The sequence below is a fragment of the Fictibacillus nanhaiensis genome (assembly GCF_019801215.1).
In the GTDB taxonomy this organism is placed as follows: Bacteria; Bacillota; Bacilli; order Bacillales; family Fictibacillaceae; genus Fictibacillus; species Fictibacillus nanhaiensis_C.
Map to the genome: position 1 here is coordinate 339,967 of NZ_JAHVJO010000002.1, position 21,798 is coordinate 361,764.

The window sequence follows — 21,798 nt, forward strand, 5'->3', positions numbered from 1 at the left end:
TTATAGAGGGCGTGAACCATGCTATCAGAAAAAGGATTTTCATTAATTGAAGTACTTGTATCCCTTACGATCCTCTCCGTTTCGGTAATAGGAATCTCGCAATTTTTTATGCAAGCTAACCAAATATCAGCTGGAAACAATAGCAAACTAGTTGCTACAAACCTTGCAAGAATGACGCTGGAACGCGTTCAGCATGACTATGCTTCATTCGAGGTCTCTCCTGCACCAAAGGTTTACTCAAAGACTGACTGTAAAACAGCAAGCTGCCAAAATTTATATGAAAATATGGTCAATAATACGGTGTACGCTATTAAAATAGAAGTAAAAAACCAATCAGGTGAAGAGTCATCCATTAAACTATTTCCAGTAAAAGTAACGATTCAATATACGAACAATCAAAAGATAAAAAGTACTGCAGTTGAGGGGTATATAAAAGATGCGAATTAAACTGCTCAATGAAAAGGGATTTACTTTAATAGAGTCGCTCTTATCGTTAGTTCTTTTCTCTATTATCGGAACGGTTGTCTATTTTGTTTTACTAAGTGGGTTACATACAGAAAAAAAAATATATACAGAAACATTAATTCGGGATGAAGCAGACCTTGTCATGTCTCAAATCATTGATGTCCTTTACACAGCACCGGCGACAAAAGTAAAGGATGCTGCACCGGGCAATGGAAGTCTTCTCATCTATCAAAAAGATGCCGCAAATAATACGACGGTTGGTTTTGTTGGCCAAGAACCAATCATTAACGGCCAATCGATTGGTTCCAGTGGTTTTGATTTTACGAATTCATCCATACAAAAAATTGGGAACAGTGTGAAAATCATTTTAAACGTAAAAAGCAAAACCAATCAAAAGGCAAAGCCATTATCATTACAAAGTCAATTTGGACTCCTGGAGGAATAACATGAATCGCATTCTTTCTGAAAAAGGAAATACGTTAATTGTCGTTCTTCTCATGATTGTCATTTTAACTGTAGCGGGACTTTCCTTAGTCACCACAACCTTTAACGGCGTAAAAAAAACAGATGCACGTGAAACGCAAATCCAATCAGTAGAGCTCGCAGAAAAAGGAATTGATTATTTAGCGGTATTGCTTGAAACAAAAACACAGGCACTTGCAGGACTTTCAGCGAAGGACTTTGAAGATGCCTTAACAAACATCTTGCAAAAATATGAAGTAAATAGCGCGAATGCCGCTTTCTTGCCCCATTCCGCACTACCAGCCGACGATGGTGTTCTGAAAGTTAAAGTCTATGATCGTAAAAAGCTGACTTCAGACCCAGAAGACTTATCCCAGACGATGATTATACATAGCGAAGCCGTAGTTAACGGTAAAAAGAAAATACTCACATCTACCATCCGTCTTGGAGCCAAGCAAGTGCCTGATGCATTGAAATATGCCCTTGGTGCCTACAACCCTTGTAAAGGAACAAACAACTGCAATACGAAAGATGATGATGGAAATATGTTTTTGCATGGAGGAGTAGCGATAAAAGGTGATTTGTATGTAGAGAGAAACTTAATTACAAAAAACAAAGGAATCGTTGGAGCAGATAAAAATTGGGTAACATCAGACCTGCCAAGTGTGGAAGGAGAAAATGGTAAAAAAGCACATCTCATCCTTCCGGGAAACCTTTATAAATTAAATAGCGACCGGAAATATAGTGATCATATAAAAGAAACCAACTTCAGTTCGTATCAGAGTATTAATAAACAAAATGTCAGCTCAGCCTTTACTGCATATACGGCAGCAAACAAAGAATACGTACCTATTGTAGATTCTCGTTCACCTCAGTTTTCACCGATTCATATTGAAGGCCAAAGGAGCCATTATTACTTTCCGGATCATGGCAACTCTTTTCCTGTAACAGAAGTACATGACAGTAATTTTAACAACATTCCACATAAAGAAAATATAAAGAACAGATATGAAAACGAGAATGTATATGTAAACTCAAACAATGACATTAAATTTAATGGGAGTTTTACATTTAATAGACTTAGCTCAAAAACGTACTCAGAAGATCGTGACATTATGATTAGAAGCGGAAAAGACGAATGGAGCCAGCTGACATTCAAACAGGGAGCTTACTTTGGCGGTGATGTTATCATCGGTAATCCAAGTACCAATCATTACAACTTTAATAACTATGACAAGTTTGAAATAGATGGTCCGATCTTTGTTGATGGAGACCTTACCATTTGGGGAGCGAATATAAAGTTTAATTCCACGATCTATGTAACCGGTCAGACGACCATTCGCTTTTCCAGATTACAGGGCATAATGGATCCAAATCATATCGAAAAGTCACTTGTATTGTTCGGAAAAGAATCCATTTTAATCGCAAACAATAATGTGTTCGGAGACGACCCTAACATCATTCGTGGTTTCTTTTATTCAGAAGACCTAATGGAAATCTACGGTGTTGGGTCAAATGTAGAAATACAAGGTGGCGTATTCGGGAGAAAAGTGGTGCTGAACGCAACAAGGGGAAAAGTTAGATATGCTATAGGAGATGGCGATGAAAGAGGAAATGGAACATATATTTTTGAATTAAACCAAACTCAGATCTCACCTGACAAGTCTCGCTTAAAAATCATTTATAACCCAGAACTTATCAAGAATCCGCCTGAAGGATTACCAACCGTAAAAGACTTATCTGTAACACAAGTAGATCGCAAAATTCAATAATAATGAGAGTCTTCTTATGTGGAAGGCTTTTTCTTTTTGCGGAAGGCATAATCTATGGGAGCAGCCAAAGATTGATATAGATGTGATATAGAACGACAAAAAAATAGATAATAAAAGCTATATATAGAAGGATCCGAACTCTTTTATGCAAAGGAACGAATCCTGACAAAAGGATTAAACATGAAAAAAGAAACTTCACTGCGAGAAATAATACGGGATCAATCGCATATAGAGTTCTCATCAAAGGATTTAGCTCGGTTCCACCCTTTAATAGAAGCTGATGAGTAAAAAGCGCATCGGCCATATTCAAAATAGCCAAACAGGCACTGATCCACAAATGACGTTGAAACTGAAATGCTCCCTCCATCACTCTCACTCCTCTCTATTAATGGAGTATACCCACATTAAGAGAGGATGTTTCCTACAGATGTTCAACAAATAGTGACACAGTATGCTGGTATCTAAAAAGGGAGAAGAAAAGCCCCATTAAAAGGGACTTTTACAGTTTTAGGTCAATTTGACTGCCTAAGTGTGGTTGAAAAGATTGCTCTAGCATCTTCGTGAAGTTTACACTGTTTTGTTCAGATGAGTTCATTACCATTTTCATGACAGAGAGACTCGCTTGTTGTTGAACTTGTGAATGATTAAGTACTACGGATAAAGCAGCAATGTCCATTTTACACCTCCTGTTTCATGTTGGTTGTAAAAAAAGAGACCTTAGTAAAACTAAGATCTCTTTTAAGTAGTTTTAAAATTAACGAAGAAGTTGAAGAACTCCTTGTGGTTGTTGGTTAGCTTGAGCTAACATAGATTGTGCTGCTTGAGATAGGATGTTGTTCTTCGTGAACTCCATCATTTCTTTCGCCATATCAACATCACGAATACGAGATTCTGCAGCAGTTAAGTTTTCAGCAGAAGTTCCAAGATTATTAATTGTGTGCTCTAAACGATTTTGGTAAGCACCTAGCTTCGAACGCTCAGCAGATACTGTTTCAATCGCACCATTAATTGCTGTAATTGCAGTATTTGCATCAGTTTGTGTTGAGATATTAATTCCATCATTAGTAACAGCAGCACCACTAGTTCCTGCTGTTTCTGCATTTGTATTAGCTACATTAACACCTGCTACACCTAACGAAGTTGCATCCATTGCACCAATAGCTAATGTAATATTTTGATTAGCATTAGCTCCAATATGGAATGTTAAATCACCACCAATAGTAACATTAGCGGCATCTCTAGAACCGTCTATTAATTTTTTTGTATTAAATTCTGTGTTATTTGAAATACGTGTAATTTCTTTTGCTAGTTGGTCTACTTCTTTTTGAAGCTCACCACGGTCAGCATCTGTATTAGTATCGTTTGAAGATTGTACTGCTAATTCACGCATTCTTTGAAGAATACTGTGTGTTTCATTCAAAGCACCTTCAGCTGTTTGAATTAAAGAAATACCATCTTGCGCGTTTTTAGAACCCATTTCTAATCCACGGATTTGCCCACGCATTTTTTCTGAGATTGCTAGTCCAGCTGCATCATCACCAGCACGGTTAATACGAAGACCTGAAGATAATTTTTCCAATGATTTAGCTGTTTGAGCACCGTTTGTTGAAAGTTGACGGTACGTGTTAAGTGAAGCGATATTGTGATTAATTCTCATTTTCATTTCCTCCTTGAATGTGTTCCGCCCACGTCCTTGTGGTTGGATGTATTTTGAAACAAGAGTGTTCTTACGGCCGTTAAAAACACCTCTTGTTTCTACATTACTTATATCGGAAATAGAGAAATAATCTTTACTACCTTTTTAATCTTTTTTTATTTTTAATAATTTTTTAAATGTATCTATTGAAGTGTTGGCTGCTTTGTTATTTTCTTCTTGTATTGAAATAAATATCTCTTTTCTATGGATCTCAATATTTTTTGGTGCAGAAATTCCTAGTTTTACTTGATCTCCATCTACAGCTAGAACGGTAATTTCTATATCTTGACCAATTTTTATTGCCTCTTGTAGCTTTCGGGTTAATACGAGCATGTTTTAACCCTCCTGTCCAACAAGTTTGTTTTCTGTTAAAAGGTGTCGTGAAAGATACTTTGAATCGGTTAATACTACTTGTTTCCCTCTGTTCTGTTCTCGATTGATTATAAGTGGAGCTTGTAGATTTGCAGTAGATTTCTCAAATATATCCGCAACCGTTACGATTACCTGAACAAAAACATCGCTAGCTTTGTTCACCTGCAAATGTTCTTGGTCAGTCAAAGACAGTTCAAAATCATAATTCTTAAAAAACACAAAGGGATCCGCCGTGACAAATGCCAGTTCAGGTGTTGTGGCAGATTGGAGAATAGAAAATGGCGTACCATCCATCGGCATCAAAATAAATTGTGTTTCTTCCTCAAAACCTGGTAATCCTTGTTCAAAATGCAATATATCCGATTCATTTATTTCGACTGTATCCTGGAATTTTGTCTGAAGTTTCATTTGCTCAGTCCTTTACTTTTTTTCGTCCAATTCTAACCCGATTACATCAATCTTTAATGATGGCCATTGCTTCATCTCACCCCGTATAACTCCAGGTGTGTAATCATGACGTGGTTTATTTACCTTAACATCAATTTCTGGTTTATTCGTTTTCCAATCTATTCTTAGATTGGCTGGCTGATAGTTTGTTTTCACGCTAAAATGTGAAGGAACGAATCCAATATTGAAATCATATTGAGGACTTTCACTATTCATTTTCGCATGTTCTGCTATTGGTTTTCCACCATTTTCAATTCTCATCAATTCATCGCCTTCTTGAGATTTTCTACCCAATCCGGCTAGCCAGTCTTGATACCCATTTTGGGCATATTCTTCTATTCTTCTAAAAATATGCTTCAAGTCCATGTCTTCCCAAGCTTGTGTTTGGTCAATTGTTAATTTTCCAGGAGTTCGGTCGATTGTTAGTTCTGCTTTAGGTTGTTTTATACTTAATTCAGCAGATGGCTGCTCAATCTCTTGAATGGGTTTCTGTGACGTTAATCCTAGCTGTGCAAATGTAGATTCCATTCTAAGTTGAGGAAAGTTCATAGTATTCCCTCCTAAAATAGGTTGTTATCAAAAAAAGAGCCATCACAAGGATAGCTCTAAAGTTTAGCGTAAAAAGTCCATTAGAGTTGGCTGGATGATACGAGATCCTACTCCAAGAGCAGCACGGTGCACGGTTTCCTGCATCTTAAGATCTGTAATGACTCTTTCAATATCCGCATCTTCATTATCAGATAAGATTCGGTTTGCTATGACCTCTTGTTCACTCACACGGGCATCGATTAGCTCTACCCGGTTATAACGGGCACCAATCTCTGCACGCTCTGAAACTAGATTACTAATATGTTTATCTATTTTATCCAGAAATGCAGATATTGGGGTGGCACTCACACCGTTCAAAGCCTTTTCCAACTCGTTAATATCTCCAAACAACCCAGTTTCAGGTGTGCCACCATTATGTGTAAAAACATTCATTGGATTAATATTAACGGCAATTTTTGTTCCTTTTGATAATTCAAGCTCTACTTGGTTTCCGTTTGTAGAAACCTTTGGTGTATTTAAATCAACCGGCTTTGTTGTTGTATCATTACCATTAAAAATAAATTTACCCGCTACTTGTGTGTTAGCGATAGATACTAAGTGATCCTTTAATTGAACAACTTCTTTACCGATCATCTGTTTTTGGGAATCTTCCAGCGTTCCATTGGAAGCTTGGACCGTCAGCTCACGAATTCGTTGCATGACACTCGTTGCTTTATCGAGTGCTGCATCTGAGTTTTCCATCCAATTGTATGCTTCAGATAAGTTACGCTTGTATTGTTCTACTTCTGTTAAGTTTGTCCGATATGTCATACCCTTCATAGCGACGACAGGATCGTCGGATGGACGACTGATTTTTTTACCTGTAGATAGCTGTTCCTGTGTTTTACCCATCCGCTCGTAGCTTTGGCTAATGTTACGCAGCATATTATTAGACAACATTGATTGAGTGACTCTCATTTACAAACACCTACCTTCCTACAACGCCCATGCCGTTAATGATTTTATCTAGCATTTCATCGATTACTGTAATATTTCGAGCAGAGGCATTGTAGGCATGCTGAAATTGAATCATATTTGTCATTTCTTCATCTAGGGATACGCCACTTACTGACGTTATGCGTTGTTTAACCGCTTCTGACAGCACATATGAATTGTTTTCCATACGAACCGCCTGTTGAGCGTCAACCGCCATTTTACCGATCGCCCCTTCATAATAGCTTTGCAGGGAAGCTGTACCGGTAGAAAAAGCTAAGTTGATATTTTTCACATCCGCTAGCTTTTGAGCATTGCTTCCGTCTCCGCTAAAAGGATCAGTCGCTGCTGCAATGTGATCTAAATTGTTCATATCACTATGAAGCTTGATTGTTTTGGCTGCTCCTGCTTTCGTTCCGATACCATCAAAGAAAGTATATGGTGTTTTTGTGCCAGATTTTATACTATCTAAGCTCCATCCAACTTGCTGGACTGTATTAAATGTGCCAGCAAATTCAAATGCCATTTCGTCGAGGTTAGTAAGCATTTCTGGATAAATTCCTTTTACCGTTCCACCATCATTGTATCCGTACGATTCTAGTAATCCCTTTAACTCTCCGCCTGAAAAATCCTTCACATCGATTGCTGTTGTGCCAACAGATACGGTATCTGCCATATTGTTTGCACCGTTGTATTGAATAGAAACAGCATTAACAGGAGTTGCTGCACTTGAATCTAGTAACATAACAGGAGCTGCATACGCATTCCCTTGTGGATCTAATAGTTCGATATTATACAGACCCTCAGAAATTGGTGAAGCTTGTCCCCCACTTGCTGTCTTCGTTACTTTTATATTTACTAATGTTGAAAGCTGGTCTACCAAAGCGTCTCTTTCATCATAAAGATCATTAGGCAAGTACCCGTGAGGCTCGATTTCTTTTATTTGATTATTAATGTTTGAAACTTGTGTTAATAACGAATTAATTTCTTTGGCAGTCAAGTCGGCTTGTGCCTTCAAGTCACCTTGTATAGCAGATAATGAGTTTGATAGATAATTAAATGTTTCTGCAACGGCTAAACCTCGTTGACGAACAACAGAACGCGCTCCTGAGTCTTCAGGGTTCACAGACAGGTCTTGCAATGACTGCCAAAAACGATCCAACGTCTTAGCTAGGCCATTATCAGATGGCTCGTTCATGATATCTTCCATCTTTTCTAACGATTCACTTCTAGCGCTCCAAAAACCCGACTTATTATTTTCACCACGAAACTGAGTATCTAAGAATCCTTCACGAACTCTCTGAATGGATCCCGCTTGTACACCTGTGCCCATCTGCCCAGGAATGTTTGGACGGTTCATGGCAGCTGCCGGATAAGGTTCAGTTTGGGTAAAGTTCACTCTTTGACGTGAATAACCAGGCGTGTTGGCGTTCGCTATATTGTTACCTGTTACTTGTAAGGCTGTCTGCTGGGTAAACATCCCCCGACGGGCTGTTTCTAATCCATGAAAAGTTGAGCGCATTGTGTGTTCCTCCGTAAGTTTTAAGCTTTCGAATCAAAAAGTGAAGTTGAATTTGTGTTATATGGGTTTGACTTTGAATTCGTATATGTGGCAGGTTCAGAGCTAGGCTGCACCATGCTTAATGACATGTTTACATATTGTAAGGATTGCTCTAATAATTCTTGATTCAGTTCGTTTCTACTTTTAAGAGCTTCATATGTGCTTACTAGCTGTTCTTGGAGGTGTATGAGTCTTTCCTTCTCTTGCTCCCCAGCCTGCTCCAAAACATCACCAAGTGTCACATTGGCAAACTTAAGCATTCTTTCTTTTTCTATCATTTGCAGTTTTTTCACTTGAAGATCTTCTTCTTTTAATAAAATATCAAGCGTCTTCATGTCCCCTAGCTTTAACACTTCTGTTTTCCGTTCTCCTAAAGCCAATAACTCTTCATGAGATTTAAACAAACGTTCAAGCAATGATGTCATTTGTGCTGTTTCCATGAAGACCTCCTAGGATTTTCGCCAAAAATTTAAAATGGACTTTGCCGTTTCTGATACGTTCACTTTATATGTTCCACTATTCACTTGATGCTTGATTTCATTCACTTTATCCGCACGGTCCTGTTCAAATTTAGAAGAAGATAATAGTTTTTTCGCTTCATCAGAAATTTGAATTTCATCCTTTTTGTAACGAGATTGAACATTTTGTTGTGTCATATCCTGCACCTGTTTTTTGTAAGGATTGTTTTGTATAGAATTAAAATGGTTTATACGCATAATTTGTCACCTCGTTTAGAGACTGTATACTCTTATAAAATATATCGGCAAAACTTAGAAAATCTTTAAAGAACAAAACCAATTTAGGTTAATGGTCATCTGTATGGTAAGAAGGTAATGCTTCTTCTTGTTTTTTCTTAATAAAGTCTTCAATCGATAAATCAGACTTTATTCTGGCCTTACATTCCTCACAGAGGCGGCCATCATTTATGGGTTTGTTGCACCCATCACATGGATAAGAGAAATTCGGATATCCTTTTACTCGAATCCTGCCTTGATGAATAAAAGATATGATTTTACTTTCAGTTACTTTAGTCGCTTCACTTACACCTATTAACGTTGCGTTTCTGTTTTCACTTTTTCTAATAAAACGATAAACCGTGTCATATTGTTTTTCATCTTCACGATAACATACATCACAGTTATCTCGTATGTTTTTCACAAAAAGTTTTCCGCATTGCGGACAGTTCATTAAATTACCCATTTCGTACCGCTCCTTAACACTCTATCTTTTTGTTATATCGGAGAATGGTACGAAGTATTTAACAGGGTCAATAGATATAAATTTACCTGCCTAGTGTTAGGGAAGAAACAGTTTTTGCGCCAGTATCCAACAGGACTTTAGCCGCACTACGCAACGTACTCCCTGTTGTATAAACATCATCTATGAGTACAATGTTTTCTTTCACTATATTAGATGGATTCATCACTTCAAATGGATTTCCCTTTCTCTCCATTCGTTCTCTGCGCGTTTTTTTGCTTTGTTTTTCTTCATGCACTGTTCTTTTCAGTAGAAGTTCTACAGGACGACCTAGTCCTAACGCAAGAAGTTCAGCCTGATTAAACCCTCTCTCATAGTGACGTTCATCACTTAAAGGTATTGGAACTAACACCGCATTTTTGTATATGCTTTTAAAAGAAGAACGAGCGACAGAATGGAAAGCCTTCATTACTTCTGCATCGCCACGATATTTGAGCTTTGCGATTACTTCTTTTAGAAAGTCGTTATAGACATAAAGTGACCGATTTTGCTGCAGAATTCCTTTCCATTCTTCATCTTGCTCCCAACGAATGCAGTCGTTACAGAAGTCACCCTGTCGATATTGCTCGGGAAATAATGAAAACAATCGACCACACATTCTACAAATATCCCCTTTAATCAACTGTAGTTTCCCTGCACATGTCTGGCATAGTAAAGGGAAATTTGCTAGCCCTAAGAACAATGCCCATGACCATGTTTCCGAATAAGCTTGATGGCAATAGTAACAATAACTCAACGCACAGCCTCCTTATTCATTTCTTTTATATGGTTTACAGCCCTCACCATACTCAACGATTTCCCATAATGGAAAAAGAGTACTTGCCCATTGTGGTCCTCTTTACTTCTCCCCGCTCTTCCGGAAATTTGAACAAATGCACTTTCGGAAAAAATCGCAGCATCTGCTCCAAAAACGGCTACATCTAAATTTGGAACAGTAACCCCGCGTTCTAATATGGTGGTGGTTACTAAAAGTGAAATATGTCCATTCCGGAACGAATCTACCTTCTCTTTTCGAAGAGGGTCTTCAGCATGCACAAAATCTACTTTTACTTCTACATGCTTTTGAATCAATTTCGCTACTATCTCCATAATGGAAACGGATGGCACGAAGATCATCGCCCGACGACCACTGGTAGCTTGTGACTTTAACCACTTAACAAAAGAGGATGGCAATTTTCCTCGTTCTAATCTCTTTCTCCACTCACCACTCCAAACAAACGTTGGGACAGGTAAAGGAAATCCGTGAAACCGTTTTGGTATTTTTACACAAGGTAGTTGACCTTTCTTTGCGGCTTTTTTCATTGATCCTGAAGGTGTTGCGGATAAATACAAAAGAAAATGCTTAGAGTGAACGGCATTTTTCACCGCTTGCTGTAGGGTTTTATCGTAGGAGTAGGGAAAGGCATCGACTTCATCGACGATCAAAAGGTTAAACGCTTGTTTAAATCGATACAGCTGATGAGTCGTTGAGATCACTAACTGCACAGGACTTTCTTTTTCATCTGACCCACCATAATAACTTGCTATCAACGTTTTCGGGAAAGCTTTCTTTAAACGAGGAGCAAGTTCTAACACGACATCTGTTCGAGGAGTTGCCAAACAAATTCGTAGTCCCATGTTCAAGGCCTTTTCAATTCCTTTAAATAGTACCTCGGTTTTTCCAGCTCCACACACTGCCCAAATTAGAAGCTCACCGCTGTTGCCGATCTCTTGTGCAAATCTGTCGGAAGCGACCTGCTGACCCGCTGATAATTCTCCCCTCCATGCCATCTCATTTTTATTACGATAGCGCACTTCTGGACCTGTCCAAGACAATAGCGGTGTACACATACTCACTCTGCCCATCATGATGCAGTTGCGGCAATACACACACTTTTCACTTTTACATCGAAAGCAAGAAAACGAAGCAAACAAATGCTCTTTTTCATTTTGGCAGCGACTGCATTGCCAACCATACTTTTTCTTTAAGAGTCCTGGATTGTAACGTACATAACCATTCTCATAATGGTCTTGGATGATATGTAAGTCTGAAGGTATTTCGTCTAGAAGAAGCATCTTACCGTAGAGGATTTGCTGAAGGTTTTGATCATAGTGGAACGAAGGATTAAGTGGATGCGGTTCAATTTCTGAGAGTTCACTAAACGGAACTGGGTTTACATCTCCGTCTTTTACAAGGATTTCAGGGACAACTGTTAAACGATTGTTTAAAAAAAGGGAAACGAACCTCATTGTGTCGTCTCCCGTGTTGTTAGAGAAAGCAATCTTCATCTCTCCCTTTTTATTCTTTTATCCATGTGATTCCGAGTGATCCTTCACCTAGGTGGGTACCGATTACAGGTCCAAAATAACTGATGGACACGTTAGCATTTACAAACTTTTCGCGAATCTCGTCTGCAATTTCTACCGCATCCTCTTCACGCTTTGCATGAATGACGCTTATCGTCACGTTATCATCTGTCTGCAAGCTCTCATCCATCAAATCATAGATACGCTTTAACGCTTTCTTTTTTGTACGGACTTTTTCAAAAGGAACGATCTTCTTGTCATCGAAATGAAGAATCGGCTTGATCTGCAGCAGATTCCCAACAAAAAGCTGTGCCGTGTTTAATCGGCCACCACGGTGTAAGTGATTGAGATCATCCACTAAAAAGTAAGCAGGAACTCCATTGTCTTTCATCTGTAACAGGTGGTTCATGATTTCGTATCCGTTCTCACCTTTACTTGCTAGCTCTGCTGCTTTCAGGACATAAAACGCTTGTGGCGAACAGCTGATTTCAGAATCAAATACATGAAGAGTAATTCCTTCTACCATTTCACCTGCTGCAACTGCACTTTGATACGTACCGCTAATGCCGCTCGATAAAGTGATCATGACCGCTTCGTCATAGTTTTGAGAAAGCTCTTCCAACAATTGAACAAGCTCCCCGATTGCAGGCTGGGAGGTTTTCGGCAATGTTTCTTGTCGGCTGACCATCTCGTAAAAGTCATCTGCTTTTATTTCAACTTCTTCTTTGTATGTTTCGTTGTCGAAAATGACGTTGAGCGGAATCATTACAATGTTCTTGTCGTTTCGAATATGTTCGGGTATGTAGGAAGTACTGTCTGTAATGACGGCTACCTTGCTCATGTTTTTAGTCCTCTCTTTTTGCAAAAAATCGTATTATCAACTTCTCTTCCTAGTGTACACCATCAGAAAAAGTAATTCACTATATTCAGTTTTTCTTACACGAAGTATTCTACTTTTGGCCTCTCAATCCTTTAAACGGTTTTAATGGCGGTCCAATCGTCTTCGGCATAACGAAAAAGCACCATATAGAACAGAGCGATTTCCCATAGACGAAATCCTTAATTCCGGTTTAAAAGGAACATATTTTTCAAGATTTTGATCTATTTTTTCTAAAAATGGCTGCAGCTGTCTTCCTACTCCGCCGCCAAACAAAATCACTTCTGGATTTAAAAGTACTGTCATATTCACTAATGCTGTTGACAAATGACTGATCGCTTCTTCAACTACCTGACTTGCGGCAAGATTCCCTTGATTGGCAAGTAAAAAAAGCTCTTGTGTAGAAACCCCTTGTTGGCCAGTCTTCATTTCGTATTTATGACTCATTCCAAACCCGCCTGATTGCGTACTTAAAAAACCGTATCCCCGACGGGCTGGAGTGAAACCATCGTTTAGTGCGTTTTGTTCTGTAATCATATAACCCATCTCCCCTGCTGAAAATCGGCTTCCTTCGTAAACTTGATTGTTGATCAAAAGACCTGCACCAATGCTCGTACCCACCATACAAAAAACGGCATGCTTCACGTTCTGTAAGCTTCCTTTTTCTACTTCTCCAAGAAGTCCTGTGTTCACGTCATTGCCTACAACAACGGGTATTCCAAGTATTCGCTCTATTTTTTCACCTAACGGATAATGGTTCCACTCTAAACTTGGCGCTTTGAAAACCATTCCTGTCTCTGTGTCCACTAAGCCAGGCACACCAAGTCCGATACAGCACACTTCGTCCATGGAAACCTCATGCTCCATCAATCTTCTTCTCATTTCATCCGCAATACATTCTGCCACATCTGACTGAATGACTTCGCTCGTCATAAGTGTTTTTCGATTTAATATTTCGCCATCCATATGAAATAAAGCACATTCAATCGTTGTACCGCCTACATCGGCAGCTAGTATGTATCTTCTTTTCATTGTTTCACCTCGCACACTTTTATATAGGGAAATTTATTTTATTGCGCATCATTCAACATGAAAAACATTAAATATGTTAAAAAATTTTTTTCGAATGAAGAAGGATATTGTCGCATATGGAAGAATTTACAATGTGATATACGTTTAAAGGAGGGATCAGACCATTGGATCATAACCTATATATTGTATTATTATCTCTATTAGTTTGCTTTCTTTTCGTCCTTGTTTCGTTAGAATGGATTCTTAGACGAACAGATCAGCAAAAGACGCCGCAACGTTTTCTTATTTTAGGTTCTGTTACGATGGGTATCGCGGTGTGGGCCACGCATTATATGGGCATGTTATCCATTCAGAGCCCGATACCTTTCCTATACGATTTGACAACAATGTCCATTTCCTTAGCCGTTAGTTTCCTATTTTCCTACGTATCCTTTTTTCTTCTCCATTATACTGTTCAACGGCAACAGAACAAACTTTGGGCACCTGTTTTCACGTTTGGAACGGGACTTCTTTTCGTTCATACCATCGGTGTATTATCGATGCATATCCATCCGGTGCAAACAGATGCTTGGTGGATTTCTCTTTCCATTGGTTCCGCTTTTCTTTTTACGTGGATTGCCTTTCTCACTTTAATAAAATCAGGAAACCGTTATAAAAAGATTACCGTTAGTCTCTCCCTAACTACCGGTGTTAGCCTTATGCATTATATAGGTGAGATGGCCTTAGTTGGAGGAACTCCCACTTTCAACTGCATAATGAATTTCCGATATCGAACATTAATATACTAGCGACCCTGCTCGTGCTTGGGGCCATGGTGGTCGTTCTGATTCTTTACATACTTGAACAGATGGACCAAAAGAAGATCGTTCAGCAGCGCATTGACCTTTTAGAAAGCGAGCATCGCTACAATTCTCTTTTTGATCTTAACCCAGAAGGCGTTTTTGTGATCGGTCCTGATCGAAATTTTATAAAAGCCAATTCTTCCTTAGAACAGATAACAGGCTATACGTTTCAAGAGCTATCAAGAATGCCTTATACCCACCTTTTAAAAGAAGACCAAATCAAGACCTCTTTAAAAAACTTGGAAAGAGTTATGCAAGGTGAGACGGTCAAACATCCTCTTACCATCTTTCATAAAGACGGTCATGAAGTCGAGCTTGAGATTACAAGCATTCCGTTTTCGATTAAAAATACCATTACAGCTGTTATTGGCATCGCAAAGGATATGACGGCACTTAATGAAGCCCAAGAATTTAAGCAAAGAGCGCAAACGCTTGCGTCTGTTGGTGAGCTAGCTGCCGGTTTAGCTCACGAAATCCGCAATCCGCTTACATCGATTAATGGCTTTGCCCAGTTGTTCCAAACGCAATATGCAAAAGAAGAAACCGGCCATTTTATAAGAATCATGCTTAAAGAAACAGAACGAATCAACTTCATCATCAGCCAGCTTATGATTTTAGCCCGGCCGCACATGATCATCAAACAACAACATGATCTGACAAGGGTGTTACATCGATCATTTGAATTTTTGGAGAACCAAGACACTATTCAAGTAGACCTACCAAAAACACCGGTCTATTACATGTGTGAAGAGAACCTGATGACTCAATTATTTCTAAACCTTTGTAAAAACGCATTAGAAGCCATTCCGGCAACAGGGAAAATTAGTGTGTCTTTGAAGGAAGTGAATGAAAGTATCACGATTTCGATTACAGATCATGGACCCGGAATACCAGAGGACCTGATGCCTATGCTCGGCCAGCCCTTTTATACAACAAAAGAAGGCAACCCAGGACTGGGCCTCTTGATCTGTTACCAAATCGTTCAGCACCATGAAGGAAAAATGACGATAGAATCAAAAGAAGGCTTTGGAACGACTGTTTCCTTAGAGTTTCCAATGCATGTAACGAATGAACGAAGAAAGTTGTATGAAGCTAGTATCATTTAAGCAAAAGCGATAAACCCCACTCTTGTTCTATAAGTAGTGGGGTTTTGTTGTTTACTAGCAAGTGAAACTTTTTTATATGGGTATCGACTCATTTAATGAGGTGGTGAATGTTATGGTATGTAAGAAAAATATTTTTTCAGTCGTATCTTCACTGTTCTTAGCAATATCAGTAGCGGGTTGCGATGGTTCAGGAAAAGTGAATAATACCGATGCACCTGATAGAGCAAAACAAACATCGAAGGACACAACAAAAGACCCGTCAGGAATTGTGGAAGGTGATTTGAAAGTGTCGTTGAAACCTGTCGAAAGCAGTGCATATAAGTATGTATTTGCGATACAAAACGATAAGACCGAACCTGTTGAATTAACCTATACGTCTACCCAAACATATGATTACAGCATTAAAGATCCTGAAGGAAAAGTGCTATACACTTACAGCATGGATAAGACGTTTGCTCAAGTGATAGCTAAGAAACAATTAGAACCGGGGGGAGCTTTACATTTTGAGGTTAACCTTTCGGAAGGTTTAAAATACCTTGAGAGTGGCACATATACGGTTGAGATATGGGCGACCGTTAAAGACAGAAGTGACCTTAGAACAGAAATGGAAGTCACTTATGACAAGACTTCTGCTCTCGATAAAAAGGAACTTTGAAGGTGATACCCGCTACTACAGTTATTTGTAGGCAGCTGCTCTAAAGAACTTTCTAATTCTAGTGAATATTTTCAACCAGATGGAAAATTACTTTATGGATGAAAAATTTATTCTCACGAGAATGGAGCTTAATTTCACAGATTAAAGCCATAATCTCACGAGAATTTGCTATAATTTCACGAAAATGGCTTATATACTCGCGGACCTACACACATTTCGACACCCTCAACCACCATGCTACCCATGCAAAAAAGACCTTCACACTCGAAGGTCTTCTCTTTTGATTAACGTACTTTTACCCAGCCGTTTTTAATCGCTTCTACCACGGCTTGTGTACGGTCGTTTACATTCATCTTTTGAAGGATGTTACTCACATGGTTTTTAACGGTTTTTTCACTAATATACAGCTCTTCTCCGATCGTACGGTTGCTGCGTCCATCCGCTAAAAGCTGAAGTACTTCACATTCACGACGAGTTAAGATATGCAACGGCTTACGGTATTCTACTTCTACAAAGCCTGTTTTATTACTCTGCGTTTTGCTCGTCGTAGATAAACGTCGAAACTCATTTAACAGATTGTACGTAATTTTCGGATGAAGGTACGCACCACCTTCAGCAACAACTCTTACCGCTTCGATTAAAGAATCGGCATCCATTTCTTTTAACAGATACCCTGAAGCACCGGTTTGTACGGCATGGGATACATAGGTTTCATCGTCATGAATCGAAAGGATGATGACCTTCGTTTCAGGAGATTTTTCCACTAATCGGCGAGTGGCCTCCACTCCATTGATGTTTGGCATGTTGATATCCATCAGCACTACATCTGGATTGTGGTCGCGAACGATATTTTCAGCTTCTGAACCATCGTCACCTTCCGCTACAACAGAAAATTGGTCTTCCATATCTAAAATGCGCTTTACACCTTCACGAAACAATCGGTGGTCATCAATGATCGCTATTCTTGTTTGCTCAGGTGCTGAGGCGTTATTTTCGTACACATTAACATTATTCATGTGTGAACCCTCCTAGTCTTGAATGGGAATTTGAATGTAAACACTTGTGCCATTATTTACGCGAGATTTAACCTTTAATGTACCTTCTAGCAGTTCGACTCGCTCGCGCATCCCCATCATGCCGAACGAATTAGATTTCGCTGGCTGGGATGTGTCAAATCCTTTACCATCATCTCGAATATATAGTGAAATAAATTTCTGAGTAAACTCAAGTTTAACCTCAATCAGCTTCGCTTCGGAATGTTTCACTGCATTACTCACAGACTCCTGAACCAACCGGAAAATGGCTATCTCCATCTTGTTCGGAAAACGCCTCGATGTACCAAGTGCATGAAGCTCGACTGCTTTCCCAGTACTTTCCTTCACGTTGCGCAAATACTTTTCAAGTGTAGGAACAAGACCAAGATCGTCTAGAGCCATCGGGCGCAGATCATAGATAATCCTGCGAACCTCTTTTAATGAGTCGCGGACCATAACCCTTAAATCCTTTATTTCGGCACGAGCAGCATCAGTTCCTTTTTCAACGTAAATTTTCTCTAGCAGTTCAGAACGGATGAGAACGTTTGCCATCAGTTGAGCAGGACCGTCGTGAATTTCACGCGATACCCGTTTGCGCTCTTCTTCCTGTGCCTCAATAATCTGCAATCCAAATTCCTGCTTTTGCTTGGCGTCTTGAACGAGTTCGTTAATTTTTCTTAAATCCCCATTCAAATAGTTCAAAACGACAGAAACTTGCCCCGCTAGTGATTCCGCTTTATGAACGGTTTCTTGCAGTGCGAGAATTCGCCGCTCTAGCTCATCTCTTTTTTCTCGAAGCTGCTTTTCAGTCTGCCGAATGATCGAAAGCTCGATTTGATACTTATTGGCATTCTCGTAAGCATCCCGAATATCATCTTCATTATACTTTTGAAAATGCTTGCTCACTTCCGCAAGTCGGGTTCGGGCATACTTGGCTGATTCTTCGGTATGATCAGCCTTTTCAATAACCTCAATCACCTGCTGTTTAACCAGCTCCAAATCTCGCTGCAGCTGAATAAACTCTCTGCGGGACTGCTCACTGATCTCAAAGATTTGTGATTGACTTTCCGTAACCGTATCGATGGTTTTATTTAAAATTCCGTCCAACAAATGCGGATCTATGGCTAACCTAGCTGCAGACATGTAAATTTCCTCCAATTAAAACGATAAAGAAGAACAAACGGAAGTTCTAGAACCATCTTACCTAATTTTAATGTAGGACTTCTTATCCATTCCTGTTAAGTGGAACGAGAAGTCATAAATCCATCTTATATACTACATTCGCCAGGATGTGGAATTTTATGTCTTTTCTTACTAAAAAAATTTCAACAAATTGAATGCTTGTGAAAATCACCTTATAATGAAGAATATCACGTATTCTGACAAGATTGAATATTTTTCGACAAATCTGATTTTAAATTTTTGATTACAACTACCTAAAGGGAGCACTTTCTCTATGTTATCCGACTATCTTACTGTGAAAACAATAGACAAGCACGAGATCGTTATCGAAAAGTCACGTTTTATTGCTCATATCGCAAGAGCCACGACTGAAGAAGAAGCGATCCATTTTATACAGAACATTAAAAAAGAACATCAACAGGCGACACATAACTGTTCGGCCTATTTGATCGGCGAAACCGACAACATCCAAAAAGCGAATGACGACGGTGAACCAAGTGGAACAGCAGGAGTTCCCATGTTAGAGGTGCTTAAAAAGCGGGAATTGAAAGACACAGTCGTTGTCGTCACCCGTTACTTCGGCGGAATCAAGCTAGGTGCAGGTGGTCTTATTCGGGCATACGGCAAATCCGTTTCAGAAGGCCTCAACCACATCGGCGTTGTTCAGCGCAAACTTCACCAAATCATACACATCACTGTGGACTACACCCTCCTCGGAAAAATGGAAAACGAGCTCCGCAATTCCATCTATCCCATAAAAGAAATGAATTACATGGAAAAAGTGGAGATTCAAATGTATGTACCGATAAAAGAAACAGATGCATTTTCAGAGTGGATCACAGATCTTTCAAATGCGCAGAGTGAGATTGTTTTTGGCGAACAGGAGTATTTGGAAAAAGATGTGACACGATAAGGGTATACCCAGGTAAAACTATTTGCAGTCGAATGGTATAATGTCGTTTTTTCGTCAATTGTCTACAATTTTCAAATACGATATGATGGGGAGTAGCTATCTATAGTAATTTGCTTTAATATTTGATTATTTTAAGGGAGTTTAAATATAATGAACCAACAAAAAAATACAAGAGCACGTAGAAGGAGACGGAAAAAAAGTCCGTTTCGCCGGTTTTTACGTTTTGTCCTTTTAATATCTTTACTATTTGTTTTAAGTGCAGCAGGCTATGGAGGTTATTTAGTCTACAAAATTAAAGCAAATGCTGATAAAAGCTTTGTTGATTTAAAAGACGATAAATCTGACCTTAGAATGGACGAAGTACAGCTTGGTAAGGATCCAGTGACCATTTTGTTAGTAGGGATTGAAAATTACCAAGCCAATGATGTTGGACGAGCAGATGTAATCAAGCTCATTACCATTAATCCGGAAACAAAAGAAACTGCTATGGTTAATATCCCGAGAGATACCCGAACCTATATACCAGCGATTGAAGAAAAAGACAAGATTAATCACTCTTATGCATACGGGAAAAAGGGTATGAGAGAAAAAGCAGTTATGGAAGCTACTGAGGAACTCTTAGGTGTTCCTATTGATTACTTTGTTTCCACAAATTTTGATGGTTTTGAAGATGTAGTGGATGAACTTGGAGGAATCACAGTAAATGTTCCGTTTGACTTTAAACAAGCTTCATTTAAACGAATGATTACGTTTAAAGAAGGGCCAATGGATTTGGATGGAGAAGAAGCACTTGCCTTTGTCCGAATGCGTAAACAAGATCCTCGCGGCGATATTGGCAGAAATGAACGGGAAAGCGAAGCCATCCGCGCCATTATGGAAAAAGCTATATCTGTAAAGTCCTTCTCAAAAGTCGATAATGTAATTGATGAACTTGGAAATAACGTAAAAACGAATATCTCGACAACCGAAATGTTTGCCATGAGGAATTTTTACAGGACATTAAAAAACAAAGAGTTCGATACTTTACAGTTAAAAACATACCCTGAAACGATTAATGGTGTTTCATATGAAATCCCGACAGATGAATCTGTTTCTGAAATTAGAGCGGAATTGTCAAAGATTCTAGAAATTGAAGATGAACTAGAGCAAACAAATAATGGATTTGAGCAAAATGAATAAGATGTAAATGGCTTCAAGTTTAAACTTGGGTCATTTTTTTTACTTATTTTTAGGATGGACCTTATTAATAAGATTAATAAATGGGGTAAACCGTTCATTTACTAAACCAACTTTTTCAGCTAAATATTGCAAAGATAGAACAAGGAGGATAATGATTAAGATGGTTCCTCTTAATGTTGCCATCGGTAATATAATGGCCGTGGCACTAAACATTAATCCTAATCCATATATAAACAACACAGAATTCCTATGGGAGAGACCCTTTTTTAATAACCGATGATGCAAGTGCCCTTTATCTGGTTTTACGATAGACTGTTTATTCACAATTCTTCTGATGATCGCAAACAGCGTATCAAATAAGGGTACTCCCAATAGCAGGATAGGTCCAATAAAACTAAATAATGTAACACTCTTATATAGACCTAGAAGAGAAAGAATGGCAATACAGTATCCTAAGAATAAAGCTCCTATATCCCCCATGAATACTTTAGCAGGATAAAAATTATAAAATAAAAATCCAATAACACTTGAGAATATGATGATAGAAAAAGTAAAAATCATTTCTTTCCCGCTTAGAAATGCCATTATCCCAATTGTAAAAACGATAATGGCTGATGTCCCAGCGGCTAAACCGTCCAAGCCATCAATTAAGTTAATCGCATTCGTAATGGCAATAATCCAGAAAATGGTCAAAGGATAGGAAAAATAACCAATCTCAAACGTACCAACAAAAGGGATATTGATAATTTCAATAACTAAACCGCTCATAACCACAATTAAACCTGCAAAAATTTGAGCGAGTAGTTTATTGATAGCCGACAAATGATAAATATCATCTAATAAGCCTAAAACGATGATTACTAAAGCTCCTAAAGAAATTCCCAAGACTTGTTGCTCATATAATCCGCTGAAAAAATAACCTACTGTTACTCCAATAACAATACTAAGTCCTCCTAATCTGGGCATGACCTTTGTATGCACTTTTCTTTGATTAGGTTTGTCTACTGCATTTATTTTAACTGCGAATTTTATAACAATAGGAGTTAGTGCAATAACAGTGAGAAAGCATATTATCCCGATTAAAATAGCATGTTTGATCATAAATTATCCCTCAACTCATTCAATTTGTTCCTTTCCTT

The 21,798-nt window shown here is 38.7% G+C and carries 26 protein-coding genes; 8 read left to right on the plus strand and 18 right to left on the minus strand.

The window, feature by feature from the left end:
• Positions 1-18: 18 nt before the first annotated feature.
• From KUV80_RS10315 to KUV80_RS10325, 3 genes are read left to right on the plus strand one after another with little or no spacing between them, the layout of a single operon-like run.
• A complete protein-coding gene (locus KUV80_RS10315) occupies positions 19-447 on the plus strand; it encodes a type IV pilus modification PilV family protein (RefSeq protein WP_222462626.1) in 429 nt (142 codons plus the stop codon).
• Positions 437-910 (plus strand): prepilin-type N-terminal cleavage/methylation domain-containing protein, encoded by a 474-nt coding sequence (locus tag KUV80_RS10320; RefSeq protein ID WP_222462627.1) that lies wholly within the window; start codon positions 437-439, stop codon positions 908-910. Before KUV80_RS10315 ends, KUV80_RS10320 begins: the two co-directional genes overlap by 11 nt.
• 1 nt (position 911) lies before the next feature.
• Entirely contained in the window at positions 912-2,699 is a 1,788-nt protein-coding gene (locus tag KUV80_RS10325; protein ID WP_222462628.1) for a hypothetical protein, read from the plus strand.
• A gap of 52 nt (positions 2,700-2,751) precedes the next feature.
• Here KUV80_RS10325 and KUV80_RS10330 read toward each other — a convergent pair whose 3' ends face one another.
• The 15 genes from KUV80_RS10330 to KUV80_RS10400 all read right to left on the minus strand — a co-directional run bounded on the left by KUV80_RS10330 (position 2,752) and on the right by KUV80_RS10400 (position 13,748).
• Positions 2,752-3,066 (minus strand): DUF5658 family protein, encoded by a 315-nt coding sequence (locus KUV80_RS10330; RefSeq protein ID WP_222462629.1) that lies wholly within the window; start codon positions 3,064-3,066, stop codon positions 2,752-2,754.
• A gap of 132 nt (positions 3,067-3,198) precedes the next feature.
• On the minus strand, positions 3,199-3,375 hold the full coding sequence (locus KUV80_RS10335; protein WP_222462630.1) for a YjfB family protein: 177 nt from the start codon (positions 3,373-3,375) through the stop codon (positions 3,199-3,201).
• A gap of 78 nt (positions 3,376-3,453) precedes the next feature.
• On the minus strand, positions 3,454-4,356 hold the full coding sequence (hag, locus tag KUV80_RS10340) for a flagellin Hag (RefSeq protein ID WP_222462631.1): 903 nt from the start codon (positions 4,354-4,356) through the stop codon (positions 3,454-3,456).
• 144 nt (positions 4,357-4,500) lie between these two features.
• Positions 4,501-4,728 carry a carbon storage regulator CsrA gene (gene csrA, locus KUV80_RS10345; RefSeq protein WP_222462632.1) on the minus strand — a complete coding sequence of 76 codons (228 nt, stop codon included), beginning with the start codon at positions 4,726-4,728 and terminating at the stop codon, positions 4,501-4,503.
• 3 nt (positions 4,729-4,731) lie between these two features.
• Positions 4,732-5,175, minus strand: coding sequence for a flagellar assembly protein FliW (gene fliW / locus KUV80_RS10350; RefSeq protein ID WP_222462633.1), 444 nt, complete (start codon positions 5,173-5,175; stop codon positions 4,732-4,734).
• A gap of 12 nt (positions 5,176-5,187) precedes the next feature.
• Complete coding sequence (locus KUV80_RS10355; protein ID WP_222462634.1) at positions 5,188-5,763, minus strand: DUF6470 family protein; 576 nt, start codon at positions 5,761-5,763, stop codon at positions 5,188-5,190.
• A gap of 63 nt (positions 5,764-5,826) precedes the next feature.
• Positions 5,827-6,720, minus strand: a complete 894-nt coding sequence (gene flgL, locus KUV80_RS10360) for a flagellar hook-associated protein FlgL (RefSeq protein WP_222462635.1) — start codon at positions 6,718-6,720, stop codon at positions 5,827-5,829.
• Between the two features lie 10 nt (positions 6,721-6,730).
• Positions 6,731-8,257, minus strand: a complete 1,527-nt coding sequence (gene flgK / locus KUV80_RS10365; protein ID WP_222462636.1) for a flagellar hook-associated protein FlgK — start codon at positions 8,255-8,257, stop codon at positions 6,731-6,733.
• Positions 8,258-8,277: 20 nt separating this feature from the next.
• A complete protein-coding gene (locus KUV80_RS10370) occupies positions 8,278-8,736 on the minus strand; it encodes a flagellar protein FlgN (RefSeq protein WP_222462637.1) in 459 nt (152 codons plus the stop codon).
• A gap of 9 nt (positions 8,737-8,745) precedes the next feature.
• The gene (gene flgM, locus KUV80_RS10375; protein ID WP_222462638.1) at positions 8,746-9,012 is read right to left on the minus strand and encodes a flagellar biosynthesis anti-sigma factor FlgM; all 267 of its coding nucleotides are present in this window, start codon (positions 9,010-9,012) and stop codon (positions 8,746-8,748) included.
• A gap of 88 nt (positions 9,013-9,100) precedes the next feature.
• Complete coding sequence (locus KUV80_RS10380; RefSeq protein ID WP_222462639.1) at positions 9,101-9,496, minus strand: TIGR03826 family flagellar region protein; 396 nt, start codon at positions 9,494-9,496, stop codon at positions 9,101-9,103.
• An 82-nt stretch (positions 9,497-9,578) separates the two neighbouring features.
• A complete protein-coding gene (locus tag KUV80_RS10385; protein WP_222462640.1) occupies positions 9,579-10,289 on the minus strand; it encodes a ComF family protein in 711 nt (236 codons plus the stop codon).
• On the minus strand, positions 10,286-11,782 hold the full coding sequence (locus KUV80_RS10390; RefSeq protein ID WP_222462641.1) for a DEAD/DEAH box helicase: 1,497 nt from the start codon (positions 11,780-11,782) through the stop codon (positions 10,286-10,288). Before KUV80_RS10390 ends, KUV80_RS10385 begins: the two co-directional genes overlap by 4 nt.
• A gap of 49 nt (positions 11,783-11,831) precedes the next feature.
• Positions 11,832-12,680 carry a DegV family protein gene (locus KUV80_RS10395; protein ID WP_222462642.1) on the minus strand — a complete coding sequence of 283 codons (849 nt, stop codon included), beginning with the start codon at positions 12,678-12,680 and terminating at the stop codon, positions 11,832-11,834.
• A 141-nt stretch (positions 12,681-12,821) separates the two neighbouring features.
• The gene (locus tag KUV80_RS10400; RefSeq protein ID WP_222462643.1) at positions 12,822-13,748 is read right to left on the minus strand and encodes an ROK family protein; all 927 of its coding nucleotides are present in this window, start codon (positions 13,746-13,748) and stop codon (positions 12,822-12,824) included.
• Positions 13,749-13,912: 164 nt separating this feature from the next.
• On the opposite strand from KUV80_RS10400, the gene KUV80_RS10405 reads away from it, so the two are divergent.
• The 3 genes from KUV80_RS10405 (at position 13,913) to KUV80_RS10415 (ending at position 16,351) form a co-directional block, all read left to right on the plus strand.
• Positions 13,913-14,536 carry an MHYT domain-containing protein gene (locus tag KUV80_RS10405; protein WP_222462644.1) on the plus strand — a complete coding sequence of 208 codons (624 nt, stop codon included), beginning with the start codon at positions 13,913-13,915 and terminating at the stop codon, positions 14,534-14,536.
• Positions 14,537-14,562: 26 nt separating this feature from the next.
• A complete protein-coding gene (locus tag KUV80_RS10410; protein WP_222462645.1) occupies positions 14,563-15,696 on the plus strand; it encodes an ATP-binding protein in 1,134 nt (377 codons plus the stop codon).
• Between the two features lie 112 nt (positions 15,697-15,808).
• The gene (locus KUV80_RS10415; protein WP_222462646.1) at positions 15,809-16,351 is read left to right on the plus strand and encodes a BsuPI-related putative proteinase inhibitor; all 543 of its coding nucleotides are present in this window, start codon (positions 15,809-15,811) and stop codon (positions 16,349-16,351) included.
• A 284-nt stretch (positions 16,352-16,635) separates the two neighbouring features.
• On the opposite strand, the gene KUV80_RS10420 is transcribed toward KUV80_RS10415, so the two are convergent.
• Together KUV80_RS10420 and KUV80_RS10425 are read right to left on the minus strand one after the other, a co-directional pair.
• Positions 16,636-17,367 (minus strand): response regulator, encoded by a 732-nt coding sequence (locus tag KUV80_RS10420; protein ID WP_222462647.1) that lies wholly within the window; start codon positions 17,365-17,367, stop codon positions 16,636-16,638.
• 12 nt (positions 17,368-17,379) lie between these two features.
• A complete protein-coding gene (locus tag KUV80_RS10425) occupies positions 17,380-18,528 on the minus strand; it encodes a sensor histidine kinase (RefSeq protein WP_222462648.1) in 1,149 nt (382 codons plus the stop codon).
• A 313-nt stretch (positions 18,529-18,841) separates the two neighbouring features.
• Here KUV80_RS10425 and KUV80_RS10430 point away from each other — a divergent pair, with 313 nt between their 5' ends.
• Both KUV80_RS10430 and KUV80_RS10435 read left to right on the plus strand, forming a co-directional pair.
• Complete coding sequence (locus tag KUV80_RS10430; protein ID WP_222462649.1) at positions 18,842-19,480, plus strand: YigZ family protein; 639 nt, start codon at positions 18,842-18,844, stop codon at positions 19,478-19,480.
• A 150-nt stretch (positions 19,481-19,630) separates the two neighbouring features.
• Positions 19,631-20,659, plus strand: coding sequence for an LCP family protein (locus KUV80_RS10435; RefSeq protein WP_222462650.1), 1,029 nt, complete (start codon positions 19,631-19,633; stop codon positions 20,657-20,659).
• Positions 20,660-20,698: 39 nt separating this feature from the next.
• Here the strand turns inward: KUV80_RS10435 and KUV80_RS10440 are convergent, their stop codons facing one another.
• Entirely contained in the window at positions 20,699-21,760 is a 1,062-nt protein-coding gene (locus KUV80_RS10440) for a glycosyltransferase family 4 protein (RefSeq protein WP_222462651.1), read from the minus strand.
• Between the last annotated feature and the right edge of the window lie 38 nt (positions 21,761-21,798).